This is a genomic window from Solibacillus sp. FSL K6-1523, from assembly GCF_038005225.1.
Lineage (GTDB): Bacteria > Bacillota > Bacilli > Bacillales_A > Planococcaceae > Solibacillus.
The window spans coordinates 659,295-676,462 of the sequence record NZ_JBBOSU010000001.1; the positions used below are offsets into that span (position 1 = coordinate 659,295).

Below are 17,168 nucleotides of genomic sequence, written 5' to 3' on the forward strand. Positions count from 1 at the left end.
GTAAAGATGAAAAAACTATCAATAATATTGCCTGCTTATAATGAAGAAGGAATGGTTAATAGAGCTTTCGAGCAAGTAAATAATATTTTAAGTAACAACAGTATATCTTTTGAAATTATTTTTGTTAATGATGGATCAACAGATGATACCTGGTTAGAAATATTAGAAGTTTCTAAAGAACATAGAAATGTGAAAGGTGTCAATTTCTCAAGAAACTTTGGAAAAGAAGCCGCAATTAGAGCAGGCCTATATTATGCTTCGGGAGATTGCGCTGTTGTAATGGATTGTGATATGCAACATCCACCTGAAACAATATTGGAAATGTATGACCTATGGGTACAGGGATATCAAATTGTTGAGGGGGTAAAGATCTCTAGAGGAAAAGAGAATATTATTAACAAAATATCCTCTAAATTATTTTACCAAGTACTTAAAAAAATTACGGGATTTAAAATTGATAGATCCTCAGATTTTAAATTATTGGATCGACAAGTAATAGAGGAATATTTACATTTACCTGAAAAAAAGATGTTTTTTAGAGCAATTACATTTTGGATGGGGTTTAATAGTATCGAGATTGAGTACGAAGTTCGCGAAAGAGAGATTGGAACCTCAAAATGGTCAATGATGTCATTAATAAAATATGCCTTTAATAACATTACTTCTTTTTCTACAGCACCAATGCAAATCATTACTATTATTGGTGTAGTAAATTTGATTTTATCTTTAGTATTAGGTATACAATCTTTAATAAATTATATAAAAGGGTATTCATTAGAAGGGTTTACTACGGTGATTCTATTATTGTTATTGATAGGTAGTTCATTAATGATAAGCTTGGGGATAATTGGATTTTATTTATCAAAAATATATGAAGAAGTAAAAGGGAGACCCTCATATATAGTTTCAAATGTTGCAGCATATACTAAGCCTCACGAAAAGGATAAGGTTTCAAAAGAAAATGAAGAATATTTTTCAAATATTTGATAAGGAATTTCTAAGATTTTTGATTGTAGGTGTGATTAATACTATTGTAGGAACCTCAATTATGTTTATAGCCTATAACTTATTTTCTCTATCATATTGGGTATCTACTATTCTCAATTATACGCTGGCAAGTATATTAAGTTATTTTTTAAATAAATACTTTACATTTAAAAAGAAGGGCTCAGTTAAATCTATAGTGATATTTTCAGTAAATATTATTATCTGCTATTTAATTGCATATGTTCCCACGAAGTTCGTTGTTAGTTACTTACTTACTGGTTATTCTATTAATACAATCGATAATGTAGCGATGATTATTGGAATGATTCTATTTACTCTTATAAATTTTTTAGGACAAAAGTTCATTGTGTTTAAATAGAGTTATTTAATCACAGTATTAACAATAACTTTATTTCGATTATTAATTCTCTTATTTGAACATCCAAATATATTAGTTTATGATAAGTTAGGGTCTTTAAATATCTCTTAAAAGTAGGAAGGAATACTATGAGTTTATATATGTTGTTAAAAGAACAAATAGCAAATTTTTATTTATTAAATAAGTTGGCTATTTTCCAATTGAAAAGTGATAATAAAAACAATATGTTAGGTGTTCTTTGGGAATTTTTAAACCCGCTTATCCAAATATTTATGTATTGGTTTGTATTTGGATTAGGGATTAGAGGGAATGCAGAGATAGACGGCGTATCATTTGTTTACTGGATGCTTGCCGGAATTGTTATGTGGTTCTTTGTAAATGCTGCTATTTTAGAAGGAACACGCTCTATGTATCAAAAATATAGCTTAGTATCAAAAATGAACTTTCCACTTACGGTAATTCCAGGATATGTCGTGATGAGTAAATTGTATATTCATTTGATTATGCTCAGTATGATATTGATTATTTTTTGGATTAGTGGTTATTTACCATCTATTTATTATTTACAGCTTATTTATTTTATTGTATTTACGTATGTCTTTTCATATGCGGTTGCATTACTTGCTTCAACTTTAGCGGTAATTGTTCGAGATGTGCATTTATTAGTACAAGCTGGTTTACGTGTACTATTTTTCGTATCGCCAATTTTATGGTTGCCGGATCGATTACCAGAGTTTGTACAAAAGCTTATTCAACTAAATCCGTTTTACTATTTAGCAAATGGCTATCGTGCATCGCTTCTATACGATGACTGGTATATTATATCGCATTGGCAATTGACGTTATATAATGTTGCTTTCGTACTGATTTTATTAATAATCGGTTCGTCAATTCACTTTAAAATGCGTGATCGTTTCGCGGATTATGTATAAGGGGTATGAAGGATGAAGGAATCAGTTATTATCAAAAATGTTTCTAAAAAGTATAAAATGTTTGCATCGAAAAAAGAACAATTACTAGAGCTACTGTTGTTAAAAAGAAATGTACCAACATTTAAAGCGTTAGATAACATTTCAATGACCGTTTATGAAGGTGATATTGTAGGCCTAGTAGGAGTTAATGGGTCGGGTAAATCTACGTTGAGCAATTTAATCGGCAATATTACAAAGCCTACTACGGGTGATATTATCCGTCATGGCGACGTAAGTGTGATTGCGATTAATGCGGGATTAAATGGTGAATTAACAGGACTTGAAAATATTGAATTTAAATGTTTGTTAATGGGTTATTCCAAACAGAAAATTAAAGAGATTACACCTGAGATTATTAAGTTTTCTGAGTTAGGTGATTTTATTTATCAACCTGTAAAGAAATATTCAAGTGGTATGAAATCTAAGCTTGGGTTTGCGATTAGCGTGACGATTGATCCAGACATTATTGTTATAGATGAAGCACTATCAGTAGGGGACCAAACTTTTACAAATAAATCATTGCGTAAAATGGAAGAATTCAAAGAGCGTGGAAAAACAATTTTCTTTGTAAGTCATAATCTATCTCAAGTACGTAATTTTTGTACGAAGATTGCTTGGATAGAGGGCGGTGTACTTAAAGCTTATGGCGAAGTAAACGAGGTATTAAATTTATATGAGGCGTTTATTAAAGAATATAAAGCCATGTCTGAAGAGGAAAAAGAATCTTACCGTAAAAATTTGTTAGAGCAAAGACTAATAAAATAAAGAAAATAGTTCTAAGACTCGTCTTAGGACTATTTTTCAATTTTAGATGAAAAGAAGTGATTCGTTTAATGATACAGCTTAGTATTATTATCCCGGCTTATAATGCAGAAAAATATTTAAATAATTTATTGCAAAGTTTGATTGAAATTCCAAAAGATTTTTGTGAAATAATAATTGTAAATGATGGTTCCAAAGATTTAACGGGTGAAATTGGCCAATCATTTGCTATGGAGCATAGAAACGTAATTGTCCTAAATCAAGAAAATAAAGGGGTTTCTAGCGCAAGGAATTATGGAATTCGTATGGCAAAAGGTAAATACATTTCATTTTGTGATGTCGATGATGAGATTGATATAACACGATTTTTCAATTTCTTTGATGAAGTAAATTATAACGAGGCAGATTATTATATAACAGGATATCAAGAGAGAAATTATAAAATAGATAAAATAAATGAAATACAAGTAACAGGTGAAGGGTTATATAAAATGCAGAGATTTATGGATATATTCTTTTTAAATTTGCAAAAGAACCTGATTAGTTACCCTGTTAATAAGATGTTTTTAAAATCAATCATTACGGAAAATAGTATTTATTTTGACGAGAGTCTTAATTTTGCGGAGGACCTCCATTTTAATTTGGAGTATTTAAAATATGTACAGACTGTTTGGGTAAGTAATGAGAACTTCTATATTTATCATAAACATAGAAATGAAATGTCTTTAAGTAGTAATTACTCCATGCATTTTTGGGAATCTAGAAGGCTTGTTTATGATAAAATGAATGATATACTAACACGTTTCAATAACTTGTCTGATTTGAAAAAGCTACAAAATACTTATGCAGCAAATGTATTGATTTATACTACGAGACAAATTGTCTGTAATAAAAAGACAAGTAAAAAAGAAAAGTTAGTACAATTAGCTAGTATTGTGAATGATATTTACTTGTCTAAATTTATTAATGACACTATGAATTTAAGTAAGGGACAATCTTTTCTTATATTTTTAATCAAACAAAAAAGAGTAAAAGGCATCTATCTATTTTGGCATCTTTTTGAACTAAAAGATAAGCTAACTTATATTTCAAGCAAATTTAAAACGAGCAAATGAAAAATAAATGTTGAGGGAATTAAAATGGAAAATAAGCAAGTACAAGAAGTACAGCAACATTGTTTACTTATATTAAAAGAAATTAAGCGAATTTGTGATAAAAATGAAATTAAGTATTTTCTCGTAGGTGGATCTGCATTAGGTGCATATCGCCATAAGGGCTTTATTCCATGGGATGATGATATTGATATCGCGATATATAGAAGCCAATACCAATACTTTTTAGACGTTTGTAAGGAAGAATTAAGTTCAAAGTTCTTCTTGCAAAATTTCGGTGACAATCAAGACTTTATTTTTCCTTTCGCTAAAATAAGGTTAAATAATACTGCCTATGTTGATAAAGATTTGGCGCATCTAGCTATTCATCATGGACTTTATATAGATGTTTTTCCAATTGATAATATTCCAGAAAATCGGTTACTACAAAGCATCCAAAAAAATGGGTTGAAATTATGTAATGCGATTAGAATGGCAAAATTGGGATTAAAAAGCCCCTCAGCAATTAAAAATATTATTTTAGGAATGTTTAAGCTTACAATTCCTAAACAGCTCCTTCCAAGTTTATATACATTTTTTATGGAAATGGCTTCATCAAAGGAAACGTTTAAATGTGGAAATGTTGTAGGGGCTTATATTTATGAAAAAGAAGCTATGCCCAAAAGTTATTTTGGAAAAGGGCAGATGATGAAGTTCGAACAAATGGAATGCAGGGTTCCGGAAAACATTAAGTTATTTTTAGCGCATGTGTATGGACCATCTTATATGACTTTGCCACCAATCGATCAACGGAAAACGCATAATCCAGTTGTCGTTAGCTTCTCAGAAAATTATGAGGAATTGGAGAAAATAAGTTGAAAATCCTTCACATTATCCCGACACTTGGCATAGGCGGGGCTGAAAAACTATTAGTAGATTTACTACATAATTCACAGCATGAGAATGCGAAGAGTGACGTAGCCGTATTATCCAATTATGATAATGTTTATGAAGACGATATAAAAGATAATTGTAACGCGTATTTTACTAGTAATAGTCCTTCAGTCTACCATATGAAAAATATTTTATTTATAAAAAGGCTATTAAAAGCAGGTACATATGATTTGGTACATTGTCATCTTTATGCAGCGCAGTTGTTCACACCAATTGCTAAAATAATAGGAAACAGTAAAATCCCATTAGTAACGACCGAGCATAGCACAAATAATCGCCGTAGAAATATAAAGTTTTTTAAACCTATAGATACAATGATGTATCGACATTATGAAAAGATTATTTGTATTAGCCAAGGTACAAAGGATGAAATGGACTCTTATTTACCTAATTTAGCTAAAAAATCATATATTATTCAAAATGGGATAAATCTAAATAAATTTAAAGATGCGGAGCCGGTAAATTGGTATCAGGAGTTAACCAGTTATAACGGAGAAAAAATTATACTAATGGTAGCAAGTTTTCGTCATCAGAAAGATCCATATACCTTAATCCGCGCTGCTAAATTGCTAGATACTTCATACAAAGTTGTTTTTGTAGGAGAAGGAGAGTTATTGGGCGACGCAATAACTTTTGCAAAATATGAAAAAGTGAGTAATGTGGAGTTTTTAGGGAAAAGGAAGGATATACCTGAATTAATGAAAGCGGCACATCTATTTGTTCTTTCATCGAAGTGGGAGGGTTTTGGACTTGTTGTTGTTGAGGCGGTAGCAAGTGGTCTAGATGTTATTGGTTCAGATGTTTCAGGATTAAGGGATGTTGTTCAAGATTTATGTGGACAAGTGTTTGCTCCTGGTGACGAACGAGAACTCGCACAAAAAATCAATAATGTTGACTTCATGAAAAAACTAATTCCTCAAGAACTTGAAAAATACGATATTGCAAATACGGTAGTTTCCTATATACAGTTATATAAAGACATTTTAGAAAAAAAGAAGGATTAACATGAAAATAATTTTTATCGCCTCTGTATACAGACATTTGGCTTCATTCCATATCCCATATATACAGTATTTTCAATCACAAGGATATGAAGTTTGGGTAGCAGGTACTGGTAGTGAAGATAGGGAGAAATTGCAACAACTGAATGTAAAATGTGTAGATATTCCATTTTCAAGAAGTCCGCTTAGTTCACAAAATATTTTAGCTTTCCGAGCGCTCAAAAGGCTTTTTCGAGAAGAATATTTTGATTTAGTTCATGTGCATACACCTATAGCGGCTTTACTATCAAGAGCGGCTTTTCGAAATGTAAAGCATGGGAAAATTGTTTATACAGCTCACGGTTTTCACTTTTTTGGAGGAGCGCCAAAGCAAAATTGGCTTATCTATTATACAGCAGAAAAAATAGCGGCAAAATGGACGGATCATTTAATTACGATAAATGACGAAGATTTTAAAAATGCCCAAAAATTATTGCCGATGGATAAGGTTTCGTATGTACATGGTGTTGGCGTAGAATTTGCTATGGAGGATTTAACGCAATTAGAAAAGGTTGAAATGAGGGCACAGCTTGGGTTACCAGACGACGCGGTTACTATTTCATATATCGCGGAATTCAATCACAATAAGAATCACCAATTCTTACTTCGAAATTGGAGACAATTAAAAAAAGCAAATCCAAATTTAGAGCTATTATTAATTGGTACTGGTGAAATTGAATATGAATTACAGGATTTTGTAGCAAAAGAGCAGCTAGTAGGTATTCACTTTTTAGGCTATAGACACGATGTTCTGAAACTGCTTCAAATATCTGATATCGTCACATTGCTTTCTCATCGCGAGGGGCTACCTAAAAGTATTATGGAAGCGATGGCTGCAAATATACCTTGTGTCGTAACGAATACAAGGGGGCTAAGAGATTTAATTCGTACAAATGAAAACGGTTTTGTTGTGAATCATAAGGATGATCAAGCTCTTATGACTGCCTTTACTAAACTAGCGCAATCCGAGCAGTTAAGGGAGCAAATGGGGAAACGGGCGAAACAGTTAGTGGAACCGTTTGTATTAGATAAGGTTTTACTGGAATATGTAACAATTTATAAGAAGTTGCTGAGGTAGGTGAAGGCATGACGATTCTAGTTACAGGTGGCCTAGGCTTTATAGGTAGCCATACAGTAGTTGAATTAATCGAACAAGGGGAAGATTGTTTAATCATTGATAATTTATCAAAATCTACTATTGATGTATTAGATCGAATCGAAACGATTGTTCAAAAGAAAATTCCATTTATAAAATTAGATTTGCTAGATTTAGATACATTGCGAATGGTTTTTAAGGAACACGAGATCACCTCAGTCATTCATTTTGCAGGTTTTAAGGCGGTTGGTGAATCTGTAAGTAATCCACTCATGTACTATCGAAACAATTTAATGAGCACGCTCAACTTACTTGAAGTTATGAAAGAGTTTGAAGTAAAAAAATTAGTCTTTAGTTCTTCAGCAACGGTTTATGGCGACTTGCATACCCCGCCATTAAAGGAAGATTTATCACTTTATGCACCGAATCCATATGGTCGGACAAAATTAATGCTTGAGGAGATATTACAGGATATTGCCTTAGCGGAAACTGGATGGAGTATCACACTTATGCGTTACTTTAATCCAATTGGTGCACATAAAAGTGGTTTGTTAGGTGAAATGCCGTTTGGCGTGCCGAATAATTTAATGCCTTATATTTTAAAAGTCGCAAGTGGAGAAACGTCTGTATTACAAGTGTTTGGTGGAGATTATGACACGAAAGATGGTAGTTGTATCCGAGATTTCATTCATGTGATGGATTTAGCGAAAGGACATGTAAAGGCGTTAAATTATATGATGAAACATGAAGGGTGCGAGGCGTTTAACCTTGGTTCGGGAATCGGTTATTCTGTTTTTGATTTGATTCGTACGTTTGAAGATGTAAATAATGTAAAGCTGCCATTTGATATTGTTTCACGCCGAAAAGGAGATATTGTTGCAAGTATTGCAGATGTGTCTAAGGCGAAAATGCTGCTAGGTTGGGATGCGCAGTATGATTTAGAGGATATGTGTTATGATGCCTGGAAATGGTATGAAAATGCTCTACCTAGTAGATTGGAAGAGTGAGGATTTCTCGGTTATTAACAAATGGATATGTTTGACCGTTGGAATATGTAGTAATGAGGAGTAATTTATGAAGGTAATTATAATCGGAAAAAATGGTTATATAGCAAAAAGTTTAGTAACGGCATTTAATAATAATCCGCTAATTAGGGAAACAGCAGCGGTTAGTGTGCGCCATGGAATAAATGATGTTGATTTTAAAAATTATGATGTATGTATTCATACAGCTGCGTTAGTTCATAAAAAAGAAAGCCATTATCAAGAATCGGATTATTTTAAGGTGAATACAGATTTAACAATTGCAATTGCCAAAAAAGCGAAGGACCAAGGTGTAAAGCATTTTATTTTTCTAAGTACGATGGCTGTGTATGGACAAGAACGGGGAGAAATTAATCAACAGAGCTTGTTGCAGCCGACAACTTTTTATGGGAAATCCAAATTAGCTGCGGAACAAGCATTGCAAGCGATGCAAGATGCACATTTTACGGTATCCATTGTTCGACCGCCGATGATTTATGGACCGAATTGCCCGGGGAATTATGCATTACTTCGAAAAGTGGCGAAGAAAACGCCGATTTTCCCTTATGTTCAAAATGAACGTAGCATGTTATTTATTGATCATTTATGTGAATTTATGAATCAATTGATTAGGAATAAAGATGCCGGTATTTTCCATCCTCAAGACGGAACTTTTATTAATACATCGCAATTGGTGTTAGCAATATCTAAGCAAAATGACAGCCCTATTTTTTTTAGTAAGATGGGCGGGGCTTTATTAAAGAAAAGGCTTTCTAACGTCTCAATTATTAATAAAGTTTTTGGGAATTTGACATATGCGCAAAATATTTCGCAGTACAATAATAATTCGTATCAAAAATTCAATTTTAATGAAGCGATTGAAAGTACAGAACAACAATGGAAGGGGGGAATCAAATGAAACGATTATTAGATTTTCTCCTTTCATTTATAGCGATTATTATTTTTTCGATACCTATGTTAATCGTTGCGATTTGGATAAAAGTTGACTCGAAAGGTCCCGTTCTTTTCAAACAACAGCGAGTTGGTTTGAATGGTGAATTGTTCGAGATTTATAAGTTTCGTTCTATGTATACGGAAACACCCAATGTTTCAACAGAAGCATTAGGAGATCCAAGTGTTTACATAACAAAAGTCGGGAAGTTTATACGTAAAACAAGCCTAGATGAGCTGCCACAACTTTTTAATATTTTTAAAGGTGATATGGCAGTTGTAGGACCCAGACCAGCACTTTATAATCAGTATGAATTGATTGCAATGCGCGATAAGGTAAATGTCCACGCTGTAAGACCAGGATTAACAGGGTATGCTCAAGTAATGGGACGTGATTTTATCTCTGATGAGGAAAAGGTGCAGTATGATTTGCATTATGTAGAAAATAGCGGTATTGGCTTTGATATGAAAATTATTTGGATGACGTTCTTCAGTGTATTAAAATCTGAAGGAGTTAAGATGAAATAACAAAACCAACTCGATTTATTTTCCGAGTTGGTTTTCTTTTTTTACTATAGTTCATAATAGTTTCACCAAATCTCTCATATAATCGTAAAATACTAGAGTTATTGCAAGTAGAGGAGATGGCAAAATGATGGTTGGGAATGAATTATTTCATCAGTGGCAGGAAGCGGCGTTACCAGGTTATTTAGCGGAGGAGTTGGAGTCAATTGTAGGAGATATGGCTGCAATTGAAGATCGATTTTACCAGTACGTATCTTTTGGCACAGGTGGCATGCGCGGTGTGCTAGGTGCTGGGACAAACCGCATGAATATTTTTATGATTCGTCGTGTTGCTGAGGGGTTAGCTCGTTATGTTGCATCGAATGGTGAAAAGGCGAAACAGCGCGGAGTTGTTATTGCTTATGATACACGCCATTTCTCTTATGAATTTGCTTGTGAAACTGCTTGCGTGCTTGGTGCGAAAGGTATTAAATCTTATGTATATAAAGAAGCACGTCCTACGCCGCAATTATCATTCACGGTGCGTGAGTTACATGCATATGCGGGTGTTGTCATTACCGCGAGTCATAATCCGAAACAGTATAATGGCTTTAAAGTGTATGGTGAGGACGGGGCACAGCTAGTTCCGTCTGGTGCCAATGCAATTATCCAGCATATGAATGAAATTGAAGAGATTTTTAGCATCGATGTGGCAGAAATAGAACAGCTAGAACAAACGAATTTACTGCAGTGGATTTTAACAGATTTAGATGAGAAGTTTATGGCGCAATTATTAACATTGAAAAATAATGATGCGATTGATTACAATATGAAGCTTGTGTATACACCGTTACATGGCGCGGGTTTAGTACCGGTTGTAGAAGGATTGCAGCAATTTGGCTTTAAAGAGGTGCATCTTGTAACAGAGCAAGCGGTACAAGATGGGGCATTCCCAACGGTTGCCTATCCAAATCCTGAGGAAGCAGCCGCGTTTTTTATGGCAATTGAACTCGGGAAGCAAGTGGGGGCCGATTTATTATTGGCAACAGATCCGGATGCTGATCGTTTAGGTGTTGCGGTTCGTAACGGTGATCACTATAAGCTGTTAACAGGCAATCAGTTAGGTGCGCTATTACTCCATTATATTTTAAAAACAAAGCAAGATAATGGCACGTTGCCAACGAACGGGGCGATGTTAAAGACGATTGTAACTTCAGAGCTAGGAACAGCTATTGCTGCGGATTTCGGTGTTGAAACAGTTGATACGTTAACTGGTTTCAAATATATTGCAGAAAAAATCGCGGAATTTGAAGCTACAGGATCTCACACATATGTATTCGGCTATGAGGAAAGCTATGGCTATTTAATCGAAACCTTTGCGCGTGATAAAGACGCGGTGCAAGTGGCTTTAAAAGTAGCGGAAATGGCAGCGTATTATGCGACGCAGCAAAAAACATTACTGCAAGCATTAGAAGAGTTATATGAGCAATTTGGTTACTATCAAGAAGCGTTAATTTCAAAAATGTTTGAGGGTAAAGATGGTCAGGAACAGATGAAGGCGATTTTAAATGATTATCGTACGAATCCACCGCAAGCATTTGCGGGTATTGCTGTAGTGCGTGTAGAGGATTATTTAACAGGAATTGCAACGATGAATGATAGTACGACAGAATTAATTCAGCTATCTAAGGAAAATGTTTTGAAGTTCATTTTAGAAGATGGCTCATGGGTGACCGTTCGTCCTTCTGGAACAGAGCCGAAATGTAAGTTTTATGTAGGGGTAAAACAAGCAAGTCTAAGGTCTGCCGAACGGTTAATTAATGAGCTGAAAATGGCGTTTTGATGAACAGATAAATATAGAATATTATGATATTATGTTTCTATATTGTGAGAATATTGTAAATGGATTATAATCCAAAGTGAGTGGTCTTATTTGAGTTGAGTATAAGGCAACACAATTTAAAAAAGTCGCTAAATGGGAATAAGCAGTTAGTAACTTTACCAAAAGCATTGTAGAATGAAAATTTCTGCAGTGCTTTTGTTTTTATATAATGGTATTCGATGTTGGCGACAGTGTATAGATAAATATCTTTAAATTAAAGAAATTATAATGGGGAACTATATTCCTAGTGATTTTACAATATAATTCAATCGCGTTTATAAACGAAACTGCTTTTTACAGAAGTGGGTTTCATTTTTTATTTTTTCCTAATTTTGTTGAAGCTGCAAGTAGCACAGCACTATCCCCAAAATCTCCTCACACGCACTAGCAAATTTTTGTTAAAATCATAAGTATGTACATAGAAGAAATGAGTTGAAGGATAAGATGAAGAAATTAGTCATGCTCGTATTGGCGCTTTTTGTGTTTAGCGTTAGTTTTGTGCCGCAAACATTGGCTGAAGAAATAAAGTATTACACGATTGTTCCAGAGGATGGGACGCTTATGACGGCGAGTGCGGATGCGAATGGGATGAAAATCATGACGTTAAAGCAAGGGACGCGTGTAGCGTTCATTCGTCAAGAGGCAGGCTGGACGAAAATTGACTATAATGGACGGCTTGGTTGGGTGAAAAATGAAACATTAACACCATTTTCTCAAGATTTGTTGCCAATTTATTCGACGTATTATAAGAAGTTGGATAAAACGGTAGACCTTATTTATGCACTCGTAGCAGATTTTACGCAGGACGGGGTAGAGGATCTTTATGTTGTGACGGATGCGAACCCTTCAAAAGGTCAGTATGTCGCAACGATTTATAGTGGTGAGAAGGTTATTTATCAAAAGAATTTAAAGGATGGGCTAACCATTTTAAAAAATTCGACGGATTATTATTTATTTCATCATGCACAAAAGAACGCTGAGAAAAAATATAAGTTAGCGGACTTAAATGACCAAGCAAAAGCAGATTATTATGAAGTAAGCGGAGGGAAAGATTCTTTTCAAATTGCGACAAATACATATTTGAATTCCTATTATATTGTGCAGTCGGGTAATAAAAAAGTGGAAGAACTAACGCTAACGCATGAGCAAGTTGCCTCGAAAGATTATACGGGTGGCAAAACAACGAATGACTTTGGCGAAACGGTTTATCAGGATTCGTATTCTTTATCTCGTGACGGCAAAACGACTACTTTACTAGAAAAGGAATTTGATGAGTTATTTGCCCATTATGAAAAAGCTAAGGGTGCCAAAATTATTTATAGTGATGATTATCAATCGGCCTCATTAGCGAAGGGTTTTTCATATAAAGTAGAGCGTACGAAACAGGAAATTTTGAATTTAGCGTTAAAAGTATTTTCAGATAAAAAACAAATTGAGGGAATCGTAGGGTTGGATGAATTAAAGGTGAAATTAGCGCAGTCCCTTCTATTAGAAATCCCTTATGATCAGGCAATCCAACGCAATGCGGCGACATATGTGAAAAGTGCGGAAAAGGGTATTGTAAATGGATTACCTGGATATGATGGGAGCTTTTTTACCCAAAGTGACGTGGAGCTTAAGCAAGAAGGGATGCATTACTTTGAGCGGGCACCAATTGATGCGGTCATTTATGATTTCTACGGTGTGAAAATTGATACGGAGGAATTCAATAATTTGGCATCTGTTGATTTTCGTTATTTAGATGAGCAAACGTATGAATTTCCGGTTGAAGAGTTGGAAGAACAACAAAAAACGTACACGTATCGTCAGCTTATCGGCATTGAATCGTTAGAAACAGGCTATGAGGCGTTGCAATACGTGGATTATGAAATGCCGATTGATGTTGCTGTTTCTGAATCGAATGAAAACATGTTAATTGCTGGGGATAAACTAAGTGAAGGGTATGTTCTTTTGAAGCGCCTGCCATTTAAATCGGGTGTGAAATGGGTGTATGTTGATACGGTGGAGTATGTTGATGGGTTGAATGTGGATCAGTATAAAACATATGAAAGTACATTGGATATAGTGCAAAAGTTTGTAGCTGAGCAGCAATTAGCAATATTGGAACAAGAGTCACCTGTTATAGCAGTAGCTGCGGAAAAAGAGCGTGACATAGAGCGAGAGTTAGCCAAGCCACAAGGACCATCTATTTTATGGGGATTATTAGCGGCTGGAATGGTTTTACTCATTGGAGCTGTTTCAGCAAGTTTCTATATATATCGTAAAAAGCGTGAGCATGAATAACAACCGAATAGAAAAAACATCCCTACTCTTTACTAGAAGAGTGGGGATTTTTTATGTAGTGGTTGGCTAGTAAACATAGGGAGTCGGCTAGTAAGTGCATGAGAGCTAATATAAATTTAATGGAATATATAATAGTAGAATTCCAACATTACCACTAATTATATTAAATATATCTTAAATATCATAATATTGGATTCGTTGTAATATTTTTTTAACAAAAATGTAATGTAGGCTGTGCTATAATCAATTGGAATTGCATTATCAAACTCTCTTTAATAGATAAGTAATTTCAGAGCAAATATTAACCCATCAATTTCTCTTACAATACATTAAGAAGAAAGATCAGGTAATGGCTCACTTAAAAAACTATGTGTAATCGCTAGTTTAAGCGATTCAGATAACGAGCATATTAGGAGGAAATTTTCCCATGTCAAAAATTAATAAAAGTCGCAAATTTTTTGCAACAGCAGCAACAGCAGCATTAGTAGCATCAGCAATCGTACCAGTAGCATCAGCTGCTAGCTATACAGATGCTGATAAAATCGCACCTTGGGCTACAGAAGCAGTAGACTTATTATCTGAACAAGGTGTTATCGGTGGTAACCCAGATGGTTCATTCAACCCACGTGGTAACATTACACGCGGTGAAGCGGCAAAAATGTTCACAGCTGCTTTAAACCTATCTACAGATGGTACTGAAGATTTCAAAGACGTATTTGCAAAAGATTGGTACTATGGCCCAATCGTAGCAGTATCAAATGCAGGTATCGTAAACGGTATTGGCGCTGGTTTATTTGCTCCGAAAGCAAACTTAACACGTGCAGAAGCTGCAAAAATGATCGTATTAGCTTACGGTTTAACAGGTGAAGCTGATTTATCTAAATTCGCAGATGCTAAAAATGTATCTGGTAAATGGTATGAAGAAGTTTTATCAACTGCAGTAGCAAATGGTGTAATTAACGGTAAAGACGGCAAATTAGCGCCAAGCGATTCAATCACTCGCCAAGAATTTGCTGTTATGTTCAAACGTGCAATCGACGTTACAGAAAAAGTTGATTATGCAGCTGAATTAGCAAACGCATTAACTGATTTAGAAAAAGCAACGAAAGCTTTAGATGCTGAAGTTAAAATTGAAACAATCGAAGAAACTAAAAAAGCTGTAGCAACTGCTAAAAAAGCAATCACTGTAGCACAAACGGCATTAGAAACTGCTGTAAAAGAGGAAGCAATTACTACTGAAACAGCTACAAAAGCACAAGCTACAATTACTAAAGCTACAGAAGCTGTAAAAGCAACTGAGGCAAAAATTGCAAAAGTTGAAGAAGCTGCGAAGGAATTAACAGTTGAATCGATTACTGGTATGAGCGCGACTCAAGTAGCAATCAAATTCTCTAAAGCAGTAGATAAAGATTCATTATTTAAAGATGGTATTAAAGGTGAATTAGCAACTGGTGATACAGTTACGATTAAACCTTTAGATGGTAATGAACCAGGTAAGTTAAAAGGTGAATTAAGCGAAGATGGTAAAACATTAGTTATTACAACTGAAAAAGAATTAGAAAAACGTTATGACTTCACTGTTAAAGGTTTAAAATCAACTGACGGTAAGAAGCTTAAAGAACACAAACAAACAGTTAAAATTGAAGCAGATACAACAGCTCCAACAATCGTTGGCACTGAACAAATCGCTACGAACAAAGTAAAAGTTAAATTCTCTGAGCCAGTTCAAGGGCATACAGGAACTTTAAAATATGCGGATGGTGCAAAAATAGCTACAGTTGAAGTTGCTGACGGTGCTACTTCTGTTATCGTGGACTTAGCAGCTAAAGATATCAAAGTAAATACACCAATGACTGTTACATTCAACGGATTAAAAGACGTAGCGGGTAACTTATTATCACCAAACCCTGCAACTGTAACAGTTACTAAATTACCACTTGATGGTATTTTACCGACTGTGTCTACAATTACACAAACAGGTGCTAACACGTTCACTGTTAAATTCTCAAAAGATTTAGGTGCTAAACCTGCAGTAACAGTAACAAAATCTACAGTAACAAATGTTAAAAAAGTTGCTGACAATGAGTATAAAGTAACTACTGAAAACGCATTAAAAGGCATTCAAAAAGTAACAGTAGACAACATTAAAGATTTATCTGGTCAAAAAGGCGACGCTGTAACGAAAAATGTTACATTTAATGAAGATATTACAGCACCAAAAGCAACTTCTGTAAACACAGTTACAGTTGATGGTATTGAATACCTAGAGTTAACTTTCGATAAAGAAGTAACTGAAGGTAAAGTAAAAGTTTCTGGTTCATATAATAAAAACTTTATCTCAAAAGATGTAGAGAAAACTGTAAATGTTAAGTATGCATCTAAATCAAATAAAAAAGTAGTACGTATCGCGCTTAAAGACTTTGCAACTGAAGAAGGCGCTGCATATACAGTAGAAATCAAATCTGAAACAGTAAAAAGCTTATTAGCGGATGTTAAAGTTGCGGATACTAAAGCAACGTTTACTCGCGGTAAAGACAATGGTTCAAACGTAACGAAATTAGGTGCTCCAGCCGTTGCATCAGTAGATAACAAGACAGTGACTGTAACATTTACTGGCGAAGTAGATGGCGAATCAGCAACAAACATTGCAAACTACACAGTAGATGGCGCAGAAGTACAATCAGCTACTTTAGCGAAATTTGATAAAGATACTAAAAAACAAGTAGTAACATTGAAGTTTAAACAAGATTCAATTGCATTCACTGGAGAGCATAAAGTTACTGTACAAAATGTAAAAGCATTAGGTTCTACAGTAACAATGGATAAATTCATTGATAAAGTTGAATTAAATGAAAATGTTCGTCCAACAGTTCTTAAAGCTGAATTAGATGGAAGTCAAAATATTATTTTAACATTCTCTGAGTCAGTTAAAGGTTTTGACGACGAAAAAGGAGATTTTGCACTATTTATTGGTGGTAAAAAATCACCGATAGCAGTAACTGACCAAGAAGAAGTAGCAGGATCAGATCGTACTAAGATTGTATTAACTCTTGATAAAGAGATTTCTTCAACTGATTTATCAGAAGGTTTAACAATTAAATCAGCTTCTACAATTAACATAACAGATGATTTAAACTATGAATTAAACTTCACTTCAATTGATATTTTAGTAGCTAAAGGTAAATAATTTAAACTTAATTTTTAAACTTATTGAATGAATAAAGGTTCCGTCTAGGAGAAATCCGA

At 34.3% G+C, this 17,168-nt stretch carries 14 protein-coding genes; all 14 read left to right on the forward strand.

Annotated features, from left to right (window positions below; translation table 11 throughout):
• The first annotated feature begins 6 nt into the window (after positions 1 to 6).
• Positions 7 to 987, forward strand: a complete 981-nt coding sequence (locus MHI10_RS03070) for a glycosyltransferase family 2 protein (protein ID WP_340782822.1) — start codon at positions 7 to 9, stop codon at positions 985 to 987.
• A complete protein-coding gene (locus MHI10_RS21385; RefSeq protein ID WP_445683173.1) occupies positions 962 to 1,366 on the forward strand; it encodes a GtrA family protein in 405 nt (134 codons plus the stop codon). The genes MHI10_RS03070 and MHI10_RS21385 overlap by 26 nt, the downstream gene beginning before the upstream one ends.
• A gap of 128 nt (positions 1,367 to 1,494) precedes the next feature.
• Positions 1,495 to 2,298 carry an ABC transporter permease gene (locus MHI10_RS03075; protein ID WP_340782823.1) on the forward strand — a complete coding sequence of 268 codons (804 nt, stop codon included), beginning with the start codon at positions 1,495 to 1,497 and terminating at the stop codon, positions 2,296 to 2,298.
• A 12-nt stretch (positions 2,299 to 2,310) separates the two neighbouring features.
• Positions 2,311 to 3,102 carry a teichoic acids export ABC transporter ATP-binding subunit TagH gene (gene tagH / locus MHI10_RS03080; RefSeq protein ID WP_340782824.1) on the forward strand — a complete coding sequence of 264 codons (792 nt, stop codon included), beginning with the start codon at positions 2,311 to 2,313 and terminating at the stop codon, positions 3,100 to 3,102.
• A gap of 56 nt (positions 3,103 to 3,158) precedes the next feature.
• Positions 3,159 to 4,214: a glycosyltransferase family 2 protein gene (locus MHI10_RS03085; RefSeq protein WP_340782825.1), complete on the forward strand. Its 1,056-nt coding sequence runs from the start codon at positions 3,159 to 3,161 to the stop codon at positions 4,212 to 4,214.
• Positions 4,215 to 4,238: 24 nt separating this feature from the next.
• The gene (locus tag MHI10_RS03090; RefSeq protein WP_340782826.1) at positions 4,239 to 5,069 is read left to right on the forward strand and encodes a LicD family protein; all 831 of its coding nucleotides are present in this window, start codon (positions 4,239 to 4,241) and stop codon (positions 5,067 to 5,069) included.
• On the forward strand, positions 5,066 to 6,148 hold the full coding sequence (locus MHI10_RS03095) for a glycosyltransferase (protein WP_340782827.1): 1,083 nt from the start codon (positions 5,066 to 5,068) through the stop codon (positions 6,146 to 6,148). Before MHI10_RS03090 ends, MHI10_RS03095 begins: the two co-directional genes overlap by 4 nt.
• A 1-nt stretch (position 6,149) precedes the next feature.
• Positions 6,150 to 7,262 (forward strand): glycosyltransferase family 4 protein, encoded by a 1,113-nt coding sequence (locus tag MHI10_RS03100; protein WP_340782828.1) that lies wholly within the window; start codon positions 6,150 to 6,152, stop codon positions 7,260 to 7,262.
• An 8-nt stretch (positions 7,263 to 7,270) separates the two neighbouring features.
• Positions 7,271 to 8,287, forward strand: a complete 1,017-nt coding sequence (galE, locus tag MHI10_RS03105) for a UDP-glucose 4-epimerase GalE (RefSeq protein WP_340782829.1) — start codon at positions 7,271 to 7,273, stop codon at positions 8,285 to 8,287.
• A gap of 67 nt (positions 8,288 to 8,354) precedes the next feature.
• Entirely contained in the window at positions 8,355 to 9,221 is an 867-nt protein-coding gene (locus MHI10_RS03110; RefSeq protein WP_340782830.1) for an NAD-dependent epimerase/dehydratase family protein, read from the forward strand.
• Entirely contained in the window at positions 9,218 to 9,781 is a 564-nt protein-coding gene (locus MHI10_RS03115; protein WP_340782831.1) for a sugar transferase, read from the forward strand. The genes MHI10_RS03110 and MHI10_RS03115 overlap by 4 nt, the downstream gene beginning before the upstream one ends.
• Positions 9,782 to 9,905: 124 nt before the next feature.
• Positions 9,906 to 11,600 carry a phospho-sugar mutase gene (locus MHI10_RS03120; RefSeq protein WP_340782834.1) on the forward strand — a complete coding sequence of 565 codons (1,695 nt, stop codon included), beginning with the start codon at positions 9,906 to 9,908 and terminating at the stop codon, positions 11,598 to 11,600.
• Positions 11,601 to 12,083: 483 nt separating this feature from the next.
• On the forward strand, positions 12,084 to 13,922 hold the full coding sequence (locus MHI10_RS03125) for an SH3 domain-containing protein (RefSeq protein WP_340782835.1): 1,839 nt from the start codon (positions 12,084 to 12,086) through the stop codon (positions 13,920 to 13,922).
• A gap of 427 nt (positions 13,923 to 14,349) precedes the next feature.
• Positions 14,350 to 17,109, forward strand: a complete 2,760-nt coding sequence (locus MHI10_RS03130) for an S-layer homology domain-containing protein (protein WP_340782839.1) — start codon at positions 14,350 to 14,352, stop codon at positions 17,107 to 17,109.
• Positions 17,110 to 17,168 lie beyond the last annotated feature (59 nt).